The sequence below is a fragment of the Micromonospora rhizosphaerae genome, assembly GCF_900091465.1.
Classification (GTDB): Bacteria; Actinomycetota; Actinomycetes; order Mycobacteriales; family Micromonosporaceae; genus Micromonospora; species Micromonospora rhizosphaerae.
Window position 1 is genome coordinate 3056178 of record NZ_FMHV01000002.1, and the last position, 23187, is coordinate 3079364.

19 protein-coding genes and 1 pseudogene are annotated in these 23187 nt (G+C 72.7%); 14 read left to right on the forward strand and 6 right to left on the reverse strand.

Annotated features, from left to right (window positions below; translation table 11 throughout):
- Nucleotides 1-16 precede the first annotated feature (16 nt).
- Nucleotides 17-937 (forward strand): ADP-ribosylglycohydrolase family protein, encoded by a 921-nt coding sequence (locus GA0070624_RS14700; RefSeq protein WP_091341432.1) that lies wholly within the window; start codon nucleotides 17-19, stop codon nucleotides 935-937.
- A gap of 226 nt (nucleotides 938-1163) precedes the next feature.
- Here the strand turns inward: GA0070624_RS14700 and GA0070624_RS14705 are convergent, their stop codons facing one another.
- The gene (locus GA0070624_RS14705; protein WP_091348859.1) at nucleotides 1164-2012 is read right to left on the reverse strand and encodes a YcnI family protein; all 849 of its coding nucleotides are present in this window, start codon (nucleotides 2010-2012) and stop codon (nucleotides 1164-1166) included.
- Nucleotides 2013-2228: 216 nt separating this feature from the next.
- Here GA0070624_RS14705 and thrS point away from each other — a divergent pair, with 216 nt between their 5' ends.
- From thrS to GA0070624_RS14725, 4 genes and pseudogenes are all read left to right on the forward strand, one after another.
- Nucleotides 2229-4244: a threonine--tRNA ligase gene (gene thrS, locus GA0070624_RS14710; RefSeq protein WP_091341434.1), complete on the forward strand. Its 2016-nt coding sequence runs from the start codon at nucleotides 2229-2231 to the stop codon at nucleotides 4242-4244.
- An 87-nt stretch (nucleotides 4245-4331) separates the two neighbouring features.
- On the forward strand, nucleotides 4332-4889 hold the full coding sequence (locus tag GA0070624_RS14715) for an HIT family protein (RefSeq protein WP_425413507.1): 558 nt from the start codon (nucleotides 4332-4334) through the stop codon (nucleotides 4887-4889).
- 38 nt (nucleotides 4890-4927) lie between these two features.
- Nucleotides 4928-5557 carry a CG0192-related protein gene (locus tag GA0070624_RS14720; RefSeq protein WP_091341437.1) on the forward strand — a complete coding sequence of 210 codons (630 nt, stop codon included), beginning with the start codon at nucleotides 4928-4930 and terminating at the stop codon, nucleotides 5555-5557.
- Between the two features lie 86 nt (nucleotides 5558-5643).
- Nucleotides 5644-6701, forward strand: a pseudogene (locus GA0070624_RS14725) (aldo/keto reductase).
- Between the two features lie 164 nt (nucleotides 6702-6865).
- Here the strand turns inward: GA0070624_RS14725 and GA0070624_RS14730 are convergent.
- Entirely contained in the window at nucleotides 6866-9028 is a 2163-nt protein-coding gene (locus GA0070624_RS14730) for an elongation factor G-like protein EF-G2 (protein WP_091341439.1), read from the reverse strand.
- A 251-nt stretch (nucleotides 9029-9279) separates the two neighbouring features.
- Between GA0070624_RS14730 and pgsA the strand changes: the two genes are divergently transcribed.
- The 7 genes from pgsA to GA0070624_RS14765 all read left to right on the forward strand — a co-directional run bounded on the left by pgsA (nucleotide 9280) and on the right by GA0070624_RS14765 (nucleotide 15424).
- Entirely contained in the window at nucleotides 9280-9897 is a 618-nt protein-coding gene (gene pgsA, locus GA0070624_RS14735; protein WP_091341441.1) for a phosphatidylinositol phosphate synthase, read from the forward strand.
- A complete protein-coding gene (locus GA0070624_RS14740) occupies nucleotides 9894-10835 on the forward strand; it encodes a phosphatidylinositol mannoside acyltransferase (RefSeq protein ID WP_091341444.1) in 942 nt (313 codons plus the stop codon). Before pgsA ends, GA0070624_RS14740 begins: the two co-directional genes overlap by 4 nt.
- Nucleotides 10836-10851: 16 nt before the next feature.
- Complete coding sequence (locus GA0070624_RS14745; RefSeq protein WP_091341446.1) at nucleotides 10852-12012, forward strand: glycosyltransferase family 4 protein; 1161 nt, start codon at nucleotides 10852-10854, stop codon at nucleotides 12010-12012.
- Between the two features lie 81 nt (nucleotides 12013-12093).
- A complete protein-coding gene (locus GA0070624_RS14750; RefSeq protein WP_091341449.1) occupies nucleotides 12094-12597 on the forward strand; it encodes a hypothetical protein in 504 nt (167 codons plus the stop codon).
- 161 nt (nucleotides 12598-12758) lie between these two features.
- Nucleotides 12759-13676, forward strand: coding sequence for a pyridoxal 5'-phosphate synthase lyase subunit PdxS (pdxS, locus tag GA0070624_RS14755; RefSeq protein WP_091341451.1), 918 nt, complete (start codon nucleotides 12759-12761; stop codon nucleotides 13674-13676).
- 77 nt (nucleotides 13677-13753) lie between these two features.
- On the forward strand, nucleotides 13754-14353 hold the full coding sequence (gene pdxT, locus GA0070624_RS14760) for a pyridoxal 5'-phosphate synthase glutaminase subunit PdxT (RefSeq protein WP_091341453.1): 600 nt from the start codon (nucleotides 13754-13756) through the stop codon (nucleotides 14351-14353).
- A gap of 321 nt (nucleotides 14354-14674) precedes the next feature.
- Nucleotides 14675-15424 carry a YebC/PmpR family DNA-binding transcriptional regulator gene (locus GA0070624_RS14765; RefSeq protein ID WP_091341456.1) on the forward strand — a complete coding sequence of 250 codons (750 nt, stop codon included), beginning with the start codon at nucleotides 14675-14677 and terminating at the stop codon, nucleotides 15422-15424.
- Between the two features lie 48 nt (nucleotides 15425-15472).
- On the opposite strand, the gene GA0070624_RS34725 is transcribed toward GA0070624_RS14765, so the two are convergent.
- The gene (locus tag GA0070624_RS34725) at nucleotides 15473-16159 is read right to left on the reverse strand and encodes a glycoside hydrolase family 113 protein (RefSeq protein ID WP_091341458.1); all 687 of its coding nucleotides are present in this window, start codon (nucleotides 16157-16159) and stop codon (nucleotides 15473-15475) included.
- Entirely contained in the window at nucleotides 16075-16470 is a 396-nt protein-coding gene (locus GA0070624_RS14775) for a hypothetical protein (RefSeq protein ID WP_091341460.1), read from the reverse strand. Before GA0070624_RS14775 ends, GA0070624_RS34725 begins: the two co-directional genes overlap by 85 nt.
- Nucleotides 16471-16518: 48 nt before the next feature.
- Between GA0070624_RS14775 and GA0070624_RS14780 the strand changes: the two genes are divergently transcribed.
- Nucleotides 16519-17199 carry a TetR/AcrR family transcriptional regulator C-terminal domain-containing protein gene (locus GA0070624_RS14780; protein ID WP_091341463.1) on the forward strand — a complete coding sequence of 227 codons (681 nt, stop codon included), beginning with the start codon at nucleotides 16519-16521 and terminating at the stop codon, nucleotides 17197-17199.
- A gap of 164 nt (nucleotides 17200-17363) precedes the next feature.
- Nucleotides 17364-20897 carry a DNA polymerase III subunit alpha gene (gene dnaE / locus GA0070624_RS14785; RefSeq protein ID WP_091341467.1) on the forward strand — a complete coding sequence of 1178 codons (3534 nt, stop codon included), beginning with the start codon at nucleotides 17364-17366 and terminating at the stop codon, nucleotides 20895-20897.
- A gap of 18 nt (nucleotides 20898-20915) precedes the next feature.
- Here the strand turns inward: dnaE and GA0070624_RS14790 are convergent, their stop codons facing one another.
- Nucleotides 20916-21599: a response regulator gene (locus GA0070624_RS14790; protein ID WP_091341469.1), complete on the reverse strand. Its 684-nt coding sequence runs from the start codon at nucleotides 21597-21599 to the stop codon at nucleotides 20916-20918.
- Complete coding sequence (locus GA0070624_RS14795; RefSeq protein ID WP_091348865.1) at nucleotides 21596-23182, reverse strand: ATP-binding protein; 1587 nt, start codon at nucleotides 23180-23182, stop codon at nucleotides 21596-21598. Before GA0070624_RS14795 ends, GA0070624_RS14790 begins: the two co-directional genes overlap by 4 nt.
- Nucleotides 23183-23187: the final 5 nt, after the last annotated feature.

Sequence of the window (23187 nt, forward strand, 5' to 3'; positions counted from 1 at the left end):
GCAAGCTGGGACGACCATGCCGTTCACCCTCTTCCCCGACACCCGGCTGGCGCTCGCCCGGGACGCCCTGGCCGGCCTCTCCGTCGGCGACGCCCTCGGTTCGCAGTTCTTCGTGCCTGGCCGGCACCCCGCGGATCTGGCCGCCGGACGACTGCCGCGACCGCCCTGGCCATGGACCGACGACACCGAGATGGCCTGCTCGGTGGTGGCCGCGCTGGCCGGCAAGGGGGAGATCGAGCGGGACCGGCTGGCGCTGGACTTCGCCGAGCGCTGCGAGCCCTACCGCGGGTACGGGCCGGGCGCCGTGACCGTTCTGCGGCTGATCCGGACCGGGACGCCGTGGCCGGTGGCCGCCGCGTCCGCGTTCGACGGGCAGGGTTCCTGCGGCAACGGGGCGGCGATGCGGGTCGGGCCGCTGGGCGCCTGGTACGCCGACTCGACCCGCCGGGCCGCCGACCAGGCGCGGGCCTCGGCCGAGGTGACCCACGCCCACCCGGAGGGGATCGCCGGCGCGGTCGCGGTGGCGGTGGCCGCCTCGCTCGCCGCCCGGGCCCGCCTGGACGGCGACCGACCGACGCCGGCCCGGCTGCTCGCCGCGGTCGCGGCGGCGCTCGACCCGGCCGGCGAGGTGCATCGGGGCGTACGGCGGGCGGCCACGCTGCTGGGCCGGCCGGCGGCGGAGGTCGCCGACGATCTCGGCAACGGCTCCCGGGTCACCGCCCAGGACACCGTCCCGTTCACCCTCTGGGTGGCCGCCACCCACCTCGCCGACTACCCGGCGGCGATCCGGGTGTGTGTCGAGTCCGGCGGGGACGTCGACACCACCAGCGCGATCGTCGGATCGGTGGTCGCCGCGCATACCGGCGTCGGCACGCCCGGCGGCGTGCCGGACGGCTGGCTGGCCGCCCGCGAGCCACTGCCGGACTGGGTGGCCTGACCTCCGGACGGGCCCTCCGCCACGACGACCGCCCGGCTGACCAGCGGCCGCAGCGGCGGGGCGGCCTGACTCCGCCCGTCAGCCCGTCCCCTGACCAGGACCTCCTTCGCTCGCTTTGCTCTGCTGCCCCGATGGCAACACCGGGAGCGCTGCCATGTTGCGTGGGCTGCAGCAGAGCAAAGCGGGGAGACGACTCCCTGTCGGGCAGCAGCCGACGGGCCGGTCGTCATCGCCGGGGCTGGCCCGGCTCGGCCGTCGCGGCCGCGGCCGGCACCACTGCTGGCGCCCCACTGCCGCCGAGGTCCTCGTTCTCCTCGGGCGCGAAGGCCATCCCGCCCCGTCGCCACCGGCTGAGCAGCCAGCCGATCGCCGCGCCGCCGCCGAGCCCGGCGAGCAGCCCGGCGCCCAGCAGGAGGTCCGCGTTCGGGGTGTCCGGGTCGTCGGCGGCCGGGGGAGCGGCCGGGGCCTCAACGGCCGCGCCTGCCGGCGAGTCGCCGGTGCCGCCATGGCCGGTGTGCCCGGCCAGGTCGGAGCCCGGCGCCGGGGGCAGCAGGGTGAGCGCCGGGGCGGGGTGCGCGCCACCGGCCGGGTCGGCCCAGCGCACCACCGTGCCGTCCGAGTACCGCTGCACGACCCGGAAGGAGAGGCGCTCGGTCCACGGCATCGGGCCCATGGCGAGGGCGAGCCGGGCCGGGCCCGCTTGCGCGCCGGGGGCCCGGGTCCAGACGACCGCGTCGGTGACCCTGTCCACCCCGGCGGCATGCATGCCGGCCACCGGCTGGTCGAGCGTGCGGGTGGTGATCCGGGGCGCCCAGCCGGGCACCGACATGGGGTAGACCTCCCCGACCGGGGCGTCGGCGGGCAGGGTGATCTCGATCCGGTCGGTCCGGGCGCCGGGCCGCTCCTCGGGCAGCACGAAGGTCACCTCCACCGCGTCGCCCTGGTGGACCTGCCCCGGGGCGGTCGTCACCGTCACCTCGGTCGCCCGGGCGGCGGCGGGCCAGCCCAGCACACTGGCGACGACGGCGGCCAGCAGAGTCGCCGTCCGGACCCGGCCGCGACGGGTCATCGTCATGATCGTCCCCATCCGTCTCCAGGCGGCCGGCACTCGTTCCGGCCGCACCCGGTAGTTCGGCCGGGCGGGCGGAAAGGTTCAACGGTCGTCCAACTCGGGCCGGATGCCGCGAACTGGGACGCCGGCGGCGTCGCCGACGGTGCGGAAAGGGCGACCGATAGCATCGCAGGAGCCGGTACCCGGCACATTCGATCCCCATCGACGACAGGAGCCATCGTGTCCGCACCCCGTACCCCCGTCGTGGCCGACCCCGTCGTCGTCGCCGCCGGGACGACGGCGGCCGACGCGGTGGCCGCAGCCGGGCTGCCCGCCACGGGCCCGAAGGCGATCGTCGTGGTCCGCGACCCGCAGGGCGTGCTGCGCGACCTGGACTGGAAGCCGGCCGAGGAGACCACCGTCGAGCCGGTGAGCATCGACTCGCCGGACGGGCTCAACGTGCTGCGCCACTCCACCGCGCACGTGCTCGCCCAGGCGGTGCAGGACGTCTTCCCGGAGGCGAAGCTCGGCATCGGCCCGCCCATCGAGAACGGCTTCTACTACGACTTCGCCGTCGACAAGCCGTTCCAGCCGGACGACCTCGGCAAGCTTGAGAAGCGGATGCAGGAGATCGTCAAGTCCGGCCAGCGGTTCCGGCGGCGCCGCTTCAAGAACCTGGACGAGGCGCGGGGCGAACTGGCCAACGAGCCGTTCAAGCTGGAGCTGATCGAGGTCAAGGGGGAGGGGCTGGACTCCTCCGAGGTGATGGAGGTGGGCGGCGGCGAGCTGACCATCTACGACAACCTCGCCGCGAACGAGGACAAGGTCTGCTGGTCGGACCTGTGCCGTGGCCCGCACCTGCCGAACACCCGGCTGATCGGCGCGTTCAAGCTGATGCGCTCGGCCGCCGCGTACTGGCGGGGCTCGGAGAAGAACCCGCAGCTCCAGCGGGTGTACGGCACGGCCTGGCCGACCCGGGACGAGCTCAAGGCGTACCTGAAGCTGCTGGAGGAGGCCGCCCGGCGCGACCACCGCAAGCTCGGCGCGGACCTCGACCTGTTCAGCTTCCCCGACGAGATCGGCTCGGGCCTGGCGGTCTTTCACCCCAAGGGTGGGGTGCTCAAGCGGGTGATGGAGGACTACGTCCGGGTCCGCCACATCGAAGAGGGCTTCGAGTACGTTGGGACGCCGCACATCTCCAAGGAAGGGCTCTTCCACACCTCGGGGCACCTGCCCTACTACAAGGACACGATGTTCCCGCCGATGGAGATGGAGGGCAGCGACTACTACCTCAAGGCGATGAACTGCCCGATGCACAACCTGATCTACCGGTCGCGCGGGCGGTCCTACCGTGAGCTGCCGATGCGGCTGTTCGAGTTCGGTTCGGTCTACCGGTACGAGAAGTCGGGCGTCATCCACGGGCTGACCCGGGTGCGTGGCTTCACCCAGGACGACTCGCACTCCTACTGCACCCAGGAGCAGGCGCCGGCCGAGATCAAGCACCTGCTGGGCTTCGTGCTCGGCCTGCTCAAGGACTTCGGCATCGACGACTTCTACCTGGAGTTGTCGACCCGGGACGACTCCCGGCCGGACAAGTTCGTCGGCACGGACGAGGACTGGGCCACGGCGACCGCGGTGCTCGAGCAGTGCGCCCGGGAGACCGGGCTCGACCTGGTGCCCGACCCGGGCGGCGCGGCCTTCTACGGCCCGAAGATCTCCGTGCAGGCCAAGGACGCCATCGGCCGGACCTGGCAGATGTCGACCATCCAGTACGACTTCAACCAGCCGAAGGGCTTCGGGCTGGAGTACCAGGCGGCGGACGGCACCCGGCAGCAGCCGGTCATGATCCACTGCGCCAAGTTCGGGTCGATCGAGCGCTTCATCGGCGTGCTCACCGAGCACTACGCGGGCGCGTTCCCGGCCTGGCTGGCCCCGGTGCAGGTGGTTGGCATCCCGATCCGCGACGAGCACGCGGCGTACCTGGCCGAGTTCGTCGCCGCCCTGCGCGCCGAAGGTATCCGGGCCGAGGTGGACACCGGTGACGACCGGATGCAGAAGAAGATCCGGACCGCGCAGCAGCAGAAGATCCCGTTCATGGTGATCGCCGGTGACGACGACGTGGCCGCCGAGACGGTCTCGTTCCGCTACCGGGACGGCTCGCAGCGCAACGGGGTGCCGATTCCCGACGCGGTCGCCCACGTGCTGGACGTGGTGAACTCCCGCACGAACTCGGGCCCGTCCGCCGCCGACAGCTGATCGACCCGGTTCGCCGCGAATGGCGGTGTCCCTGGCCCGGGGCACCGCCATTCGCCGCAACCCACCCCGGACCATAGGATCGGCGGTGTGACTGGGGCGGCGCGGCACTCTGAGCACGGCATCGACGACGGTCTGGCGGACGGGCTGGAACGGCTCTGGACGCCACACCGGATGACGTACATCTCGGGCGAGGACCGGCCCGAGGATGGCTACGAGAGGCCGACCGGCTGCCCGTTCTGCCTGGCCCCGGGGCTGCCGCCGGACGAGAGCCTGGTCGTCGCCCGGGGCCAGCACGTCTTCGCGGTGCTCAACCTCTACCCGTACAACCCGGGGCACCTGCTGGTCTGCCCGTACCGGCACGTCGCGGACTACACTCAGCTGGACGTGCCGGAGACGGCCGAGCTGGCGTCGTTCACCCAGGACGCGATGCGGGTGGTCCGGCAGGTCTCCAACGCGCACGGCTTCAACCTCGGGATGAACCAGGGCGGCGTGGCCGGCGCCGGCATCGCCGCGCACCTGCACCAGCACGTGGTGCCGCGCTGGGGCGGGGACGCCAACTTCATGCCGGTGATCGGCCGGACGAAGGTCCTGCCGCAACTGCTCGCCGACACCCGCGACCTGCTTGCCAAGGCCTGGCCGGCCTGACCCGGCCCCCGCCGGTGGACCGCTCTACGATCTTGCGCATGGCTCTGCTGCACCGCGCGGAACTGCGCCCCTCGAAGCTCGACCTGCTCACCGCCTGGCTGCCCGGCCGCCCCTGGTTCGCCGGGACGGCGGGCGCGGACGTCACCCGGGTGGCGACGTTCCGCTTCGACGACCCGGCCGGCGAGGTCGGGATCGAGACGCTGCTCGTCCGCGCCGGCGACGGGCCGGTCCTGCAGGTGCCGCTCACCTACCGGGGTGGGCCGCTGGCCGGTGCCGACCGCTGGCTGGTCGGCACCACCGAGCACTCCGTGCTGGGCCCGCGCTGGGTGTACGACGCCTGCGCCGACCCGGTGTACACGCCCGCCCTCGCCGCCGCCGTGCTGGCCGGTGCCGGGCCGGCCGAGGAGTACTTCGAGGTGGACGGCCGGCGGGACGTCCGCCCGCCCAACATGACGATCACCGGTAGCCACCCCGGCGGCGAGCCGCCGGCCGTCGGCGTACCCGGGGAGGTGGTCGACGGCAACCCGACGCTGATCCGGACCGACCAGGTCGAGCTGGCCGTCGTCCGGCAGCCGGCCGGCGCCGAGGCGCCGTCCGACGCCTGGCTGGCCGGCGCCTGGCCGGGACAGGCCACCCCGCTGCTGCTGGCGTACGCCGTGGCCCGCTGACCGGGGGCGTCGGCCGCGAGGGGTCGTCCCGGAACGCCCGGCGACGATGCCGCCCGCGGCCGCCGGGAAGGTGACAGGATGCGGCGATGGCAGTCAGCACGCGGCCGTTGGGCCGCAGCGGCATCGAGGTCAGCGCGCTCGGCATGGGGTGCTGGGCGATCGGCGGCCCGTGGGCGGAGGGCGCCCGGCCGCTGGGCTGGGGCGCGGTGGACGACGCGGAGTCGGTCCGGGCGGTCCGGCGCGCGCTCGACCTCGGCGTGACCCTCTTCGACACCGCGGACACGTACGGGGCGGGGCACGGCGAGCGGGTCCTCGGCCGGGCGCTCGCCGGCCGCCGCGACGAGGCGGTGCTCGCCACCAAGTGGGGCTACACCTTCGACGAGGCGACCCGGCAGGCCACCGGGGAGGACGCCTCCCCGGCGTACCTGCGGCGCGCGGTCACCGACTCGCTGCGTCGGCTGGACACCGACCGGATCGACCTCTACCAGCTGCACCTCGGTGACCTGCCGGTGCCCCGGGCCGAGGCGCTGATCGGGACCCTGGAGGACCTGGTCGCCGACGGCCACGTCCGGGCGTACGCTGGAGCACCGACCGGGCCGACCGAGCTGCGGCCTTCGCCCAGGTGGCGCCGCACGCCACCGCCGTGCAGCACGGCCTGTCGGTGCTCCGCGACGCCCCGGCCATGCTGGCCGCCTGCGACAAGCACGATCTGGCCAGCATCGCCCGGGGGCCGCTCGGCATGGGGCTGCTGACCGGCAAGTACACCACCGACTCGACGCTGCCCCGGGACGACGTGCGGGGGACCGCTCCGACCTGGCTCGAGTGGTTCCGCAGCGGCCGGCCGGCGCCGGAGTGGCTGCGCCGGGTGGCCGCGGTCCGCGGCGCGCTCACCGCCGACGGCCGGACCCTCGCGCAGGGGGCGCTGGGCTGGATCTGGGCGCGCAGCGGCCGGAGCGTCCCGATCCCCGGCGCGCGGACGGTTGCCCAGGTCGAGGAGAACGCCGCCGCGCTGCGCCGGGGCCCGCTCGCCCCCGACCAGTTCGCCGAGGTGGAACGCCAGCTCGCCGCCCTGCGTACGGCGGCCCTCCGCGACGCCGACCGCCCCCACTGGCCGATGCCCCCCGTCCCCGCCGCCCGCCCCTGACCCCCGCCCTCCGGGACCACGCCCCACGCGCCGCCCCCACCTCACCGCCCGCCTGTGGGCACAATTCACGGAATGCGTGGCCGCCCGCGCCAGCGAGGCCACTCTCTCCGTGAATTCGCACCGACCGCGCGGCCAGGGGTTGGCGAGCGGAGGGCGTGAGTGCGTCAGGTGCGGGCGGCGTGTTCCTTGCGGACCTGCTCGGCGAGGTGCGGGGGCATCGGGTCGTAGCGGGCGAACTCGCGGCGGAAGGTGCCGGTGCCGGCGGTCATCGAGCGCAGCTCGACCGCGTACCGCAGCAGCTCGGTGGCGGGGACCTCGGCGCGAACCAGGGTGCGCCCCTCGGCGTCCGGGTCCGGCTCGGTGCCGAGCACCCGGCCGCGCCGGCCGGAGAGATCGCCCATCACCGCGCCCACCGAGGAGTCGGGCACCCGGATGGTCACCTCGTCCACCGGCTCCAGCAGCGTCGGCTGCCCCTTGTCGGCGGCGTCCCGCAGCGCGAGGGCCCCGGCGGTCTGGAAGGCCGCGTCCGAGGAGTCGACGCTGTGCGCCTTGCCGTCGAAGAGGGTCACCCGCAGGTCCACCACCGGGTGGCCGGCGACCAGGCCGCGCTCCATCTGGGCCCGGACGCCCTTCTCCACCGACGGGATGTAGTTGTGCGGGACCGCACCGCCCACCACCTTGTCGACGAACTCGAAGCCGGCGCCGCGCGGCAGCGGCTCCACCGCGATGTCGCAGACGGCGTACTGGCCGTGGCCGCCGGACTGCTTGACGTGTCGTCCGTGCCCCTTGGTGCCGACGGTCAGCGTCTCGCGCAGCGCCACCCGTACCGGCTCGGTCTCCAGCTCGACGCCGCCGCTGCGCAGCCGGTCGAGTACCACGTCGGCGTGCGCCTCGCCCATGCACCAGAGCACCAGCTGGTGGGTCTCCGGGTTGCGCTCCAGCCGCAGCGTCGGGTCGCCGGCGACCAGCCGGGCCAGGTTGCGGGCCAGCGCGTCCTCGTCGGCCCGGCTCTTCGCCACGATCGCCACCGGCAGCAGCGGCTCGGGCATCTCCCATGGCGCGATGAGCAGCGGCTCCTCCTTGGCGGAGATGGTGTCGCCGGTCTCCGCGCTGCCCGACTTGGTGATCGCGCAGAGGTCGCCCGCGATGCAGGCGCTGACCTCGCGCAGCGTCGCGCCCAGGGGACTGTAGATGTGTCCGACCCGTTCGTCGGCGTCGTGGTCCGGGTGCCCGCGCTCGGCCATGCCGTGCCCGGAGACGTGCACCGTCTGGTCGGGGCGGAGCGTGCCGGAGAAGACCCGGACCAGGGAGACCCGCCCGACGTGTCGGTCGACCGTCGTCTTCACCACCTCGGCGACAAGCGGGCCGTCGGGGTCGCAGCTCAGCGGCGGCCGAGGCGAGCCGTCCAACCCGGTCACCGCGGGCAGTTCGTGCTCCAGCGGCGACGGGGAGGCGGCGACCAGGCCGTCCAGCAGCACGTCCAGCCCGACGCCGGTCTCCGCGCAGACCGGCACCACCGGGTAGAAGTGGCCCCGGGCGACGGCCTTCTCCAGGTCGGTGATCAGCACCTGGGTGTCGATCTCCTCGCCGCCGAGGTAGCGGTCCATCAGGGTCTCGTCCTCGCTCTCGGCGATGATCCCCTCGATCAGCTCGTTGCGCGCCTCCTGGATGGCCGGCAGGTGCTCCGGGTCCGGTTCGCGCACCGTCGCGGGCAGCCCGTTGGAGTAGTCGAAGACCCGTCGGGTGATCAGCCCCATCAGGCCGACGACCGTCACGCCGTCGTCGCCGAGCATCGGCAGGTAGAGCGGGAGCACGTTGTCACCGAAGACCCGCTGGCAGAGCGCCACCGCCTCGTCGAAGTCGGCGCGGGGGTGGTCCAGCCGGGACACCGCGACGGCCCGCGGCATGCCGACGGCGGCGCACTCCTCCCAGAGAGCGGCGGTGGCGGCGTCCATCCCGTCGGTCGCGGAGACCACGAAGAGCGCCGCGTCGGCGGCCCGCAGGCCGGCGCGCAGTTCGCCGACGAAGTCGCCGTAACCGGGGGTGTCCAGGAGGTTGACCTTGACGTCCTGGTGCATCAGCGGCGCGCAGGCCAGACTCACCGAGCGCTGCTGGCGCACCGCCGCGGGGTCGTGGTCGCTGACCGTGGTGCCGTCGGTGACGTTGCCGGCCCGGCCGATCGTGCCGCTGGTCGCGAGCAGCGCCTCCACCAGCGTCGTCTTGCCCGCTCCGGAGTGCCCGACGAGCACCACGTTGCGAACCCTGCCGGGCTCGGTCACCACCGGCGCGGCGCCGGTGACACCCTTCTCCTGATTTTTCTGCGCCATGGCGGCGCACCTCCCTCAGCCGGTGGTGGTGGCGACCGCCGCGCGCGACGGGGAAGCGGGCCCGAGCTGGTGCCGCGGCGATATCCTCCGGTGGTCTCCTGGACGACGGGTACTCAATGGGCGGGTCGGTGAGCTGGCTCACCTCCCCGCTCGATCTCACACCCGTTGCCGACCCGGCACAAGCCTCCTCCGGGCGGGTCGCCCGACCGGCGGTATCGCCGGCCGCTGCCGGCCGTTATCGTGGGACCGCCATGGCGAAGATCTTCCAAGTGACGGCCCGCGCGGGGATGACCCGTGTCGTCGAGCCGGTCGCGCGCGGTCTGCTCCGCGCGGGCGTATCCCCCAACGCGGTCACCGTGACCGGCACCCTCGGCGTGCTCGTCGGCGCGCTCGGCTTCGGCGCCCGCGGCGACCTGGTCGCCGGCGCCCTGATCGTCACGGTCTTCGCGCTCACCGACCTGCTCGACGGGACGATGGCCCGGATGAGTGGCGGCTCCACCCGGTTCGGCGCCTTCCTGGATTCCAGCATGGACCGGATCGCCGACAGCGCGGTCTTCGGCGCGGTCGCGTACTGGCTCGCCACCGAGGGCAACCACGCCGGGGTGGCCGCGGCGCTGCTCTGCCTGGCCGCCGGTGCGCTGGTCTCCTACGTCAAGGCCCGCGCCGAGGGGCTGGGCATGAGCGGCAACGTGGGCATCGCGGAACGCACCGAGCGGCTGCTGATCGTCGGGGTGGGTGGCCTGCTCACCGGCCTCGGCGTCGACCTCGCCCTGCCGATCGCGCTCTGGCTGCTCGCCGCCGTCTCGATCTTCACGGTCGGGCAGCGCATGGCGCACGTGTACCGGCAGGCCCAGGTCGGCCGGGAGTGAACCTCACGGAGCTCGGCTTCGTCGCCGGCTGGCGCCTGGTCCGCGCGCTGCCCCGGCCCGTGGTGGCCGCGGCCTTCCGGGCGGGCGCGGACCGCGCCCACCGCAAGGGCGGCCAGGGTACGGCCCGACTGCGCGCCAACCTGCGCCGGGTGGTCGGCCCCGAGCTGCCCGAGGCCGAGCTGGACGCGCTGGTCAAGTGCGGCCTGCGCTCGTACGCCCGGTACTGGATGGAGGCGTTCCGGCTGCCCACGCTGAGCCGCCAGCAGATCCTCGCCAGCTTTCGGCTCGACGGGGTGGAGAAGCTCGCCGCCGACGTGGAATCCGGCCGAGGCGCCGTGGTTGCGCTCCCGCACGCCGGTAACTGGGACGCCGCCGGGGCCTGGGTGGCGGCCAGCGGCTGGCCGATCACCACCGTCGCGGAGCGGCTGAAGCCGGAGGGCGTGTACGAACGGTTCCTCGCGTTCCGGCAGGGCCTCGGCATGGAGATCCTGCCCACCCACGGCGGCGACCGGCCGACGTTCGATGTGCTGCTGGACCGGCTCAGGGCCGGCGCGGTGGTGCCGCTGCTCGCCGACCGGGACCTCTCCGCCCGGGGCGTGGAGGTCGAGTTCTTCGGCGCGCGGACCCGGATGCCGGCCGGGCCGGCCCTGCTCGCGCTGCGCACCGGCGCGCCGCTCTACGTCGCCTCGATGTGGTACGAGCTGGACGTGGCCCGCGCCTCGCTCGAGGGGCCGCTGGAGCTGCCCGGCCCGGACAGCGGGCCGCTGGACCAGCGGGTCCGGGTGCTGACCCAGCGGATTGCCGACGGTCTGGCGGCGGGCATCGCCCGGCATCCGGAAGACTGGCACATGTTGCAGCGGATGTGGCTGGACCAGCGCGGCGCCGCCGACGGCGGGTCCCCCTCGGTGCAGCCCCCGGCCACCACCGGATCGGTCTGAGGGAGAGGGCGCGCCAATGCGGATCGGCATCGTGTGCCCTTACTCCTTCGACGTCCCGGGCGGGGTGCAGAACCACGTCATAGACCTGGCCGAGGCGTTGATCGGGCTGGGGCACGAGGTGAGCGTGCTGGCTCCGGCCGACGAGGACTCGCCGCTGCCGTCGTACGTGGTGCCGGCCGGTCGGGCCGTGCCGCTGCCGTACAACGGCTCGGTGGCCCGGATCGCGTTCGGGCCGGTCTCCACCGCCCGGGTGCGGCGCTGGATCACCCGCGGTGACTTCGACGTGCTGCACGTGCACGAGCCGCTGACGCTGAGCCTGTCGATGCTCGCCGTGCTCTCCGCCCGCGGCCCGGTGGTGGCCACCTTCCACACCGCGATCACCCGTTCCCGCGTGCTCGCCGCCGCGCAGGGCGTGCTGCAGATCGTGCTGGAGCGGATCACCGCCCGGATCGCGGTCAGTGCCCTCGCGCGAAAGGTGCAGGTCGAGCACATGGACGGCGGCGCGGTGGAGATCCCGAACGGGGTGACCGTGGCGAAGTTCGCGGGGGTCGAGCCGCTGCCCGGCTGGCCGGGGGAGTGCGGCTCGGGCACCGGCGGCACGATCGGCTTCCTCGGCCGGTTCACCGAGGCCCGCAAGGGCTTCCCGATCCTCCGCGACGCCTTCGTCGAGCTGGCCCGGCAGCGCCCTGGCCTGCGGCTGCTGGTGGCCGGCCCGGGCGACCCGGACGAGCTGTTCGACCGGTTCCCGGCCGAGCTGCGCGACCGGGTCACCTTCCTCGGCCTGGTCTCCGAGGAGGACAAGGCGCGCATGCTGCGCAGCGTGCACCTTTACGTCGCACCGAACACCGGCGGGGAATCATTCGGGATGATCCTCACCGAGGCCCTGGCCGCCGGCACCACCGTCGTCGCCAGCGACCTGGACGCGTTCCGCCGGGTGCTCGACGGCGGGCGGGCCGGCCGGCTCTTCCCGACCGGCGACCCGGTAGCCCTGCGTACCGCCCTGGCCGAGCTGCTCGATGACCCCGAGCAGCGGGCCACCCTGACCGCCTGCGGCGATCAGGTGGTGGCGAATTTCGACTGGCCCGTGGTTGCCCGCCGCGTTCTGGAGGTATACGCAGCGGCGATCGAGGCCACCGACGGTCGGGTCATCGACCAGGAATGGGTGGGTCTGGACTGATCGGCGTGGCCGGTGGGGCGGGTGTGACGAGCGCGTCGCCCCGGACCGCGCCCGGACGGGTGGGAACGGAGCAGCACTACGATGCCGGGCATGTGGTGGGTGGTGGGCGCGGTCCTGGTCGTCGGGCTGGTCGCGGCGTACCTGATCTGGACGGCCGGCCGGGTGGAGCGGTTGCAGACCCGGGCCGAGTCGGCGGCCCGGGCGCTCGACGCCCACCTGCTGCGCCGCGCGGCGGCCGCGGCGGTCCTGGCCGAGCAGCGTTACGGCGTGGAGCTGTACGCAGCCGCGCGGATCGCCCTGGACGCTGTGCCGGAGGAGCGTGAGGCGGCCGAGAACGACCTCACCCGGCAGCTGCGCAGCGTCGAGCTGGACCCGGCCGACCCGGCTTACGAGGCGGTGATCGCGGCCAGCCGGCGGCTCGCGCTGGCCCGGCAGGTGCACACCGACCTGGTCCGGGACGCCCGCGCGGCCCGCGGTCGCCCTCTGGTGCGGCTGTTCCGGATGGGACGCCAGCACGAGTGGCCGCGCTACTTCGACATCGACGACCCCACCCTGGCCGCCCCCGCGGACGTCACCACCGGCTGAGCGCCGCGGCCCCGTTCCGCCGCGCTCACCGGCCCTGGTCCGCCGTGATGCGGGCCACAGGGCAGGCCACCGTGGGTCTGATTGGCTGTCGGACCGGCGTTGGCCCCGTCGTAGCATTTTTTGCAGCCACCCTCCGAGCACGCCCCAAGGAGCGATGACCCGTGTCCGAATCCACCTCCCCGAACGCCAACGCCGCGCCCGTCGTCGGCACCGCCCGCGTCAAGCGGGGCATGGCCGAGATGCTCAAGGGCGGTGTGATCATGGACGTGGTCACCCCCGAGCAGGCCAAGATCGCCGAGGACGCCGGCGCCGTCGCCGTCATGGCGCTGGAGCGGGTGCCCGCCGACATCCGCGCCCAGGGCGGCGTGTCCCGGATGAGCGACCCCGACATGATCGACGGCATCATCAACGCCGTCTCCATCCCGGTGATGGCCAAGGCCCGGATCGGCCACTTCGTCGAGGCGCAGATCCTCCAGTCGCTCGGCGTCGACTACATCGACGAGTCCGAGGTGCTGACCCCGGCCGACTACGAGAACCACATCGACAAGTGGGCCTTCACCGTCCCGTTCGTCTGCGGCGCGACCAACCTGGGCGAGGCGCTGCGCCGGATCACCGAGGGCGCGGCCATGATCCGTTCGAAGGGTGAGGCGGGCACGGGTGACGTCTCGAACGCCACCACCCACATGCGCAAGATCCGTAAGGAGATCCGCCGGCTGCAGTCGCTGCCGGAGGACGAGCTGTACGTGGCCGCAAAGGAGCTGCAGGCGCCGTACGAGCTGGTGAAGGAGGTCGCCCAGACCGGCAAGCTGCCGGTGGTGCTCTTCACCGCGGGTGGCATCGCCACCCCCGCCGACGCTGCCATGATGATGCAGCTCGGCGCCGAGGGCGTCTTCGTCGGTTCCGGCATCTTCAAGTCGGGCAACCCGGCTCAGCGGGCCGCCGCGATCGTCAAGGCCACCACCTTCCACGACGACCCGGACGTGCTGGCCAAGGTCTCCCGCGGCCTGGGCGAGGCGATGGTCGGCATCAACGTCGACGAGATCCCGCAGCCGCACCGCCTGGCCGAGCGGGGTTGGTGACGCGAAAGGAAGGGCCCCCTGTTTACGCCTCCGGTAGAGCAGGGGTCCCCTCCTAACACTCCACGAGAGGAGCGAACGTGACACCCGTCATCGGGGTGCTCGCGCTGCAGGGCGACGTCCGCGAGCACGTCGCGGCCCTGGCCGCGGCGGGCGCGGACGCCCGTCCGGTACGACGTCCCACCGAGCTGGACGCCGTGGACGGGCTGGTGATCCCGGGCGGCGAGTCGACCACGATCAGCAAGCTCGCGGACATCTTCGAGATGCGTGAGCCGATCGACAAGCGGATCGCCGGCGGGATGCCGGTCTACGGGTCCTGCGCAGGGATGATCATGCTGGCGTCCGAGGTCCTGGACGGCCGTCCCGACCAGCGCGGCTTCGCCGGCATCGAGATGACGGTGCGGCGCAACGCGTTCGGCCGGCAGGTCGACTCGTTCGAGGCGCCGGTGGAGATCGCCGGCGTCGAGGGCGAGCCGTTCCACGCGGTGTTCATCCGGGCGCCGTGGGTGGAGCGGGTCGGGGACGGCGTGGAGGTGCTGGGCCGGGTCACCGAGGGGCCGTCGGCCGACCGGATCGTCGCGGTCCGGCAAAGCAACCTGCTGGCCACCTCGTTCCACCCGGAGCTCACCGGCGACCTGCGGCTGCACCGCTACTTCGTGGAGCTGGTCCGCGCCGCCTGAGGTGTTAGGAGGGGCCCCTTCCTATCGTCTTTGGTATAGGAAGGGGCCCCTCCTAACGCCCGCGGGCATGTTTTCCGGCCCGTGGTTGTTGTCTTCTGGCAATGGCTCGGCCACCCCGCCGACCCTTCGACGCGCCCGTGTCCGGGTGCCGGGTGTGACAAGCGGGGATGCGGTCTCGGTAGGATTGCCGCGGTTCGGCAGGGCCACCGCTCGCCGCAGCCTTCCACGCGGAGCCGACCGGCCAGATCCACTCGCACCGGTTGACCGTGGAATCGGCGCGGGCAGTCGACGCAGGCGTGGATCATTAAACGGAGGTATGAGATGTCCGGCCACTCAAAGTGGGCGACCACCAAGCACAAGAAGGCCGTCATCGACGCCAAGCGCGGCAAGATGTTCGCCAAGCTGATCAAGAACGTCGAGGTCGCGGCCCGGACCGGCGGTGGTGACCCGGCGGGCAACCCGACCCTCTACGACGCCATCCAGAAGGCGAAGAAGAACTCCGTCCCGAACGACAACATCGATCGGGCGGTCAAGCGGGGCTCCGGCCTGGAGGCCGGCGGCGCCGACTACCAGACGATCATGTATGAGGGTTACGGCCCGAACGGCGTCGCCCTGCTCATCGAGTGCCTCACCGACAACCGGAACCGGGCGGCCACCGAGGTGCGCACCGCCCTGACCCGCAACGGCGGCTCGTTCGCCGACGCCGGCTCGGTGTCGTACATGTTCTCCCGCAAGGGTGTGGTGATCGCCCCCAAGGCCGGGACCACCGAGGACGACGTGATGATGGCCGTCCTCGACGCCGGCGCCGAGGAGGTCAACGACCTCGGTGAGGCCTTCGAGGTGGTCTCCGAGCCCGGCGACCTGATCGCCGTGCGCACCGCCCTGCAGGACGCCGGCATCGAGTACGAGTCGGCCGAGTCCTCCCTCATCCCCAGCGTCAACGTGCCGCTGGACGAGGACGGCGCGCGCAAGATCTTCAAGCTGATCGACGTCCTGGAGGACTGCGACGACGTGCAGAACGTCTACGCGAACTTCGACGTCTCCGACGAGATCATGGCCGCCGTCGGCTGATCTCTTGTCCACGTCGAGCCCGGCACCTCCGACATCGGCCGAACGCCCTCAACCAGCGGTGAAGCGTCGGGCGACCGCGTCGAAGGCCGCCTTGCGGCGGACACTGCCGTCGGGCAGCACGGCGACCAGGCCGTAGCCGGCGGTGTCCAGGTCGAACTCCGGTTCCGGTTGGTGCGGATAGCTGAAGGCCGCGTACGTGAAGACGAAGGCGCCGTCCACGCCGGCCGCCTGCGCCGCGTCCAGCAGCGCGCCCACCTCCTCGGCCTGCGCCCGCTCGTCCCGGACCACCGGCTCCCCGAGCCGGGGCGGGTCCGTGCTCCGGTCGACCACGGTCCAGGCCAGTGCGCCCCGTGCGGCGGCACCGGCGTAGGTGGCGCAGCCCAACTCGGTCAGCACCACCGGCTTGCCGTGGCGGCGCCGCTCGGCGATCCGCGCGGCCCAGACGTCCAGCGGCTCCCCGCTGCGGTAGTGGTCCACGCCGACGTGGTCGAACGGTCTCCAGTCGACGCTCTCGAAGCCCAGCGCCGCGTAAGTGAGCGGGCCGGCGAAGCGCTTCCGGGCCGCGGCCGCCGCTCGGCGCAGGTGGCGGTTGAGTGCCCAGGGGAAGGGGCCGTGCCGCAGCGTGCTCCAGAGCAGCCGGCGCGGGGTGGTCATGGTCGCCATCCGGTCTGCGGCGGTGGCACCGGTGACGATGCCGCGCAGGAACAGGGCGGCCTCCCAGCCGACGACCAGCACACCTCAGCGCCCCGCGTCCGCAGCCGCTCGGCGTCGTCCGCGCAGGCCGCCAGGTGTGCCCGGGCGGCGGGCGGCTCAGCGTCCGGCAGCCCGGGGGAGAGCCAGACCGCCAGCCCCGCCTCGGCGGCGGCCTCGGCGGCCAGGCGTAGCCGCCCCAGGTCCTGCCCGACCAGGCGTACCGCGGTGGCCCCCAGCGCGGTCGCGATCACCCGCAGGTCGTCGCGGACCTGGTCCGGATCGAAGTCGGGCCGGGACGGCCGGCCGGGCAGCAGCTCAATGCCCGTGTCGTAGACGACGCCGCGGATCCGCATGGCCGCTCCTTATCGATACGCCGTATCGGTACCGATACACTGTATCGCATGACCGTCGTCTGGGAACGCCCCGAACCGGCCCGCCGGCACCCGCCTGCGGTGGATCGTCCCGCGATCGTCGCCGCGGCATCGGCCCTCGCCGACGCCGGCGGCCTTGACGCGGTGACGCTGCGCGGGGTCGCCGCCCGGGTCGGGGTGCTGCCGATGCGGCTCTACCGTCACCTCGACTCCCGGGACGACCTGCTCGACCTGATCGCCGACGCGGCGTGCGGTGAGATCGCGCTGCCCGGCCCGGACCACGGGGACTGGCGGGCGCGGCTGCGCGCCCTCGCCGCCGCCACCGCCACGGTGGCCCGCCGCCACCCCTGGTACGTGCCGCTGCTCGGCAGCCGCCCGCCGTACGGCCCGAACGGGCTGGCGTACCAGGAGGCGCTCTTCGCCGCCGTGGACCGGCCCGGCCTGGATCCGGCGACGCTGATGCACGTGGCGAACACCTTCCTCGGCTACGTGGTCGGCCAACTCCACCTCGAACTGCTCCGGGTGCCGGCCGGGGCGACCGCCCACGTGCCGTCGCCGGAGCAGCTTCGCTACCTCGCCCGGGCGGTCGGTGACGGCCGGCACCCCACGCTGGCCCGGCTCTTCCGCGAGGGGCGCCAACTGGACGCGATCGAGGCGTTCGACGCCGGCCTGGAGATCGTCCTCGACGGCATCGCGGAGAAACTGGGCTGACCGCGGGCGCACCGGCGCCTGCCCCTCGACCGGGGCGGAGACGACTGGTGCAAGGGAGACGCCGACCACCGTCGGCGCGCACGGTGGAGCCGGACAGATGACCTCGGTAGGGTGAGTCGGTCGGCTCCGACGGAGCCGTGATCACACCCCGGGGGGCGCCACGCATGGGCGATTCGTTCGCGCATCTGCACGTACACACCGAGTACTCGATGCTCGACGGCGCGGCCCGGCTCAAGGACCTCTTCGCCGAGGCCAACCGGCTCGGCATGCCGGCGGTGGCGATGACCGACCACGGCAACATGCACGGCGCGAACGAGTTCTACAAGCAGGCGACGGCCGCCGGGATCACCCCGATCCTCGGCGTCGAGGCGTACGTGGCGCCGGAGTCGCGCTTCCACAAGCAGCGGGTCAGGTGGGGTCGCCCGGAGCAGAAGAGCGACGACGTCTCCGGTAGCGGCGCGATCACCCACATGACCATGTGGGCGCAGAACAGGACCGGGCTGCACAACCTCTTCAAGCTCAACTCCCGCGCCTCGATGGAGGGCCACTACATCAAGTGGCCCCGGATGGACATGGAGCTGATCGCCGAGTACGCCGAGGGGATCATGGCGACCACGGGCTGCCCGTCCGGTGCGGTGCAGACCCGGCTGCGGCTCGGCCAGTTCGACGAGGCGCTCAAGGTCGCCGCCGCGTACCAGGACATCTTCGGCAAGGAGAACTACTTCCTGGAGGTCATGGACCACGGCCTGGAGATCGAGCGCCGAGTCCGCGACGGGCTCATCGAGATCGCCCGCAAGCTCGACATCCCACCGGTGGTCACCAACGACTCGCACTACACGCGCGAGGATCAGGCGGAGGCGCACGACGTGCTGCTCTGCGTGCAGACCGCCAGCAACATCGACGACCCCAACCGGTTCCGCCTCGAGGGCGGCGGCTACTACATCAAGTCGGCCGACCAGATGCGCGCGGTCAACACCTCGGAGCTCTGGCAGCAGGGCTGCCGCAACACCCTGCTGGTCGCCGAGAAGGTCGACCCCACCGGGATGTTCGAGTTCCGCAACCTGATGCCGCGCTTCCCGGTGCCCGAGGGAGAGACCGAGGAGTCCTGGTTCCGCAAGGAGACCTTCGCCGGCCTAGCCCGCCGCTACCCCGGCGGCGTCCCGGAGGGGCACGTCAAGCAGGCCGAGTACGAGCTGGGCGTCATCATCCAGATGGGCTTCCCGTCGTACTTCCTCGTGGTCGCCGACTTCATCCAGTGGGCAAAGAGCCAGGGCATCGCGGTCGGTCCGGGTCGTGGCTCGGCCGCCGGCTCGCTGGTCGCGTACGCCCTGGGCATCACCGACCTGGACCCGATCCCGCACGGCCTGATCTTCGAGCGCTTCCTCAATCCCGAGCGCGTCTCGATGCCGGATGTCGACATCGACTTCGACGAGCGTCGGCGCGGTGAGGTGATCAAATACGTCACCGAGAAGTGGGGCGAGGACAAGGTCGCTCAGATCGCGACCTTCGGCACGATCAAGGCGAAGGCCGCGATCAAGGACTCGGCCCGGGTGCTCGGCTACCCGTACGCGGTGGGCGACCGGATCACCAAGGCGATGCCGCCGGCGGTGATGGGCAAGGACATCCCGCTCACCGGAATCTTCGACCCGAAGCACCCCCGGTACGCCGAGGCCGGCGAGATCCGCGGACTCTACGAGTCGGATCCGGACGTCAAGAAGGTCATCGACACCGCGCGCGGCATCGAGGGGCTGATCCGGCAGACCGGCGTGCACGCCGCGGGCGTCATCATGTCCGCCGAGCCGATCATCGAGCACATCCCGCTGATGCGCCGGGACGCCGACGGGGCGATCATCACCCAGTTCGACTACCCGACGTGCGAGTCGCTCGGGCTGTTGAAGATGGACTTCCTCGGCCTGCGCAACCTGACCATCATCGATGACGCGCTGAAGAACATCGAGTCCAACCATGGCCGCAAGGTCGACCTGCTCAAGCTGCCGCTGGACGACAAGCCCACGTACGAGCTGCTGGCCCGGGGCGACACCCTCGGCGTCTTCCAGCTCGACGGCGGGCCGATGCGCTCGCTGCTGCGGCTGATGAAGCCGGACAACTTCGAGGACATCTCCGCGGTCCTGGCGCTCTACCGGCCCGGTCCGATGGGCGCCAACTCGCACACCAACTACGCGCTGCGCAAGAACGGCCAGCAGGACATCACCCCGATCCACCCGGAGCTGGCCGAGCCGCTGGAGGAGATCCTCGGCCCCACCTACGGCCTGATCGTCTACCAGGAGCAGGTGCAGCGCGCCGCGCAGAAGCTCGCCGGCTACAGCCTCGGCCAGGCCGACCTGCTCCGCCGGGCGATGGGCAAGAAGAAGAAGGAGGTTCTCGACAAGGAGTTCATCCCGTTCCGCGACGGCATGCGGCGCAACGGGTACTCCGACGAGGCCATCCAGACGCTCTGGGACATCCTCGTCCCGTTCGCCGACTACGCGTTCAACAAGGCGCACACCGCCGGCTACGGCCTGGTGTCGTACTGGACCGGCTACCTCAAGGCCAACTACCCGGCCGAGTACATGGCGGCGCTGCTCACCTCGGTCGGTGACGACAAGGACAAGATGGCGCTCTACCTGTCGGAGTGTCGACGGATGGGCATCCAGGTCCTGCCGCCCGACGTCAACACCTCGGCCGGGCCGTTCACCCCGGTCGGCCGGGACATCCGCTTCGGCCTGGCCGCGATCCGCAACGTCGGCGCGAACGTGGTCGCCTCGATCATGCGGTGCCGCGAGGAGAAGGGCGAGTACGCCGACTTCTACGACTTCCTGTCCAAGGTGGACGCGGTGGTGTGCAACAAGAAGACCATCGAATCGCTGATCAAGGCGGGCGCCTTCGACTCGATGGGCCACCCGCGCAAGGGCCTGCTCGCCGTGCACGCCGACGCCATCGACGCCTTCGCCGACGTCAAGCGCAAGGAGGCCGTCGGCCAGTACGACCTCTTCGGCGCCGGCTTCGGCGATGCGGACACCGGCGGCAGCACGACGGTGATGCCCGCCATCGGCGAGGGGGAGTGGGACAAGCGCGACAAGCTCGCCTTCGAACGCGAGATGCTCGGCCTGTATGTTTCCGACCACCCGCTCTTCGGCCTGGAGCACGTGCTCGGCGCCGCGGCGGACACCACCATCGCCGCGCTCTCCGAGGAGGGCACCGTGCCCGACGGGGCGGTGGTCACGCTCGCCGGCATCCTCTCCGGGGTGCAGCGCCGGGTCACCAAGCAGGGCCGGGCCTGGGCGTCGGCGACCCTGGAGGACCTCGCCGGCGGGGTGGAGACACTCTTCTTCCCCAACACCTACGAGGTGATCGGCCAGTACATCGCCGAGGACGCCATCGTGGTGGTCAAGGGGCGGGTGGACCGGCGCGACGACACCCCGCGGATCATGGCGATGGACATGTCCATGCCGGACATCAGCAGCAACCCGGCGAACAAGCCCATCACGCTGACCATCCCGGTGCACCGGTGCACGCCGCCGCTGGTCGAACGGCTCAAGGAGACCCTGGTGCTGCACCCCGGCGACACCGAGGTACACGTCAAGCTGCTCAACGGCGGCAAGGTCACCACGCTGCGGCTCGGGCCGTTCCGGGTGGCCGCCACCACCGCGCTGATGGGCGACCTGAAGAGCGTCCTCGGCCCGGCCAACGTCAGCTGACCGCTAGCCGGCTCGCCGTCACACCGGCCGGTACTCGACCTCCGGCCGGCCGGGCGTGCCGTAGCGGGGCGTGCGCACCGCGCGGTCGATGGTCACCAGGTACTCCAGGTACCGGCGGGCGGTCACCCGGGAGATGCCCGTCCGCTGGCTGACCTCGGTCGCGGAGCGCCCCGCCCCCTCCGCGAGGGCAGACAGCACCCGGTTCAAGGTCTGCACGTCCAGGCCCTTGGGCAAGGTCTGCTGGGCCGCGCCGCGCAGGGTGGCGAACATCCGGTCCACCTCGTGCTGGGCGGCGACCTCCCCGTCGGCGAGCGCCTGGCGGCGGTAGTCGGCGTAGCGCTCCAGCTTGTCGCGGAAGGCGCCGAAGGTGAACGGCTTGAGCAGGTAGTGGGTCACCCCGAGGGAGACGGCGGTGCGGACCACCGCGAGGTCGCGGACCGAGGTCACCGCGAGCACGTCGACACTGCTGCCCGCCGCACGCAGCGCCCGGCAGACGTCCAGACCGTGCAGGTCGGGCAGCCGGAAGTCGAGCAGCACCAGGTCGACGTCCTCGCCCGTCCGGTGCCGCAGCGTCGCCATCGCCTCCTGAGCGGTGTGCGCCACCCCGACCACCACGAAGCCCGGCACCCGCTCCGTGTACGCCTTGTGCGCCTCCGCCAGCAGCGGTTCGTCCTCGACGACCAGTACCCGGATGTCGGTCATGACCGGTCTTCCTTGATCGGCAGCCGGACGGTGAACAGCGTTCCGCCCTCCTCGGAGCGGCCGACCTCGGAGCGCCCACCGTGCCGGTTGACCACCTGGCCGACCAGCGCCAGGCCGAGGCCCCGGCCGGCGCTCTTGGTCGACCAGCCGCGCCGGAACGCGTCCGCCACCCGGTCCGGGGCCAGCCCGGGACCGGAGTCGCCGATCCGGATCACGATCTCGTCCTCGACGACGCCGACGAAGACCCGTACCCGGCGCGGCGGCGGGGTGCCGGCCACCGCCTCCAGGGCGTTGTCGACCAGGTTGCCGACGACGGTGAGCAGGTCGGCGGTGGGCAGGGGACTGTCGTCGAGCCGGCAGTCCGGCTCGATCACCAGGTCGATGCCGCGCTCGCCGGCCCGCGCCGACTTGCCGAGCAGCAGGGCGGCCAGCGCCGGCTCGGTCACCGCGCCGACCACCCGGTCGGTGAGTTGCTGGGCCAGCTCGAGGTCCCGGGTGGCGAGCCGGACCGCCTCGTCGGCGCGGCCCAGCTCCACCAGGGTCAGCACGGTGTGCAGCCGGTTGGCCGACTCGTGGGTCTGCGCCTGCAGGGCCTCGGTCAGCGCGCGTACCGAGTCCAGCTCGCTGGCCAGGTTGCGCAGCTCGGTCTGGTCGCGCAGGGTCAGCACGGTGCCGAGCACGGTCCCCTCGAAGCGGGTGGTCCGCTGGTTGGCCACCAGCACCCGGTCGCCGGCCAGGACCGGCTCGTCGTGCGCGTCCCGGCCGGAGGTCAGCAGCTCGGCTACTGCTGGCGGCAGGTCGATCCCGGCCACCGGCTGATCGGTCACCGCCGCATCGTCGTCGAGCCCCAGCAGCCGGCGCCCCTCGTCGTTGACCAGCGCCACCCGGCGATCCCGGGTCAGTACCACCAGCCCCTCCCGCACCGAGTGCAGCACCGCGTCGTAGTACTCGTACATCCGGGTCATCTGGGCCGGTCCGAGGCCGTGCGTCTGCCGGCGGAGCCGGCGGCTGAGCAGCCAGGAGCCGGTGGCGGCGAGGGCGAGCGCCGGCGCGGCGGCGCCCAGCAGCACCGGAACCTTGGCGAGCAGCTTGCGGTTGATCGCCTGGGTGGTGATGCCCACGGAGACCAGGCCGATGATCCGGCCGTCGTCGCCGTACACCGGCACCACGGCGCGTACCGACTCGCCGAGGGTGCCGACGTTGGTCGTGGTGAAGGGCTCACCGGCGAGGGCGGGGCCGATCTCGCCGATGAACGGCCGCCCGATCAGATCGGGGTTGGGGTGGGAGTACCGGGTCCGGTCGGGGGCCATTACGACCACGAAACGCGTTCCGGTCGCCAGCCGCGTCGCTTCCGCGTACGGCTGGAGGCTGGCCGCCGGATCGGGGGAGGTGAGGGCCGCGCGGACGTGGGGGGCGCGGGCGACGGTCTGGGCCACCGCGAGCACCTCCTCCTCTGCCGCATGCCGGGAGTCGTCGCGGGCGAGCCACACGGCGCCCGCCGCGCCGACCAGCACGAGCAGCGTCACCACCACGGCCTGGAGGGCGAACAGCTGCCCCGCGATGCTCGACTGCCGTCGGGCCACGCCCA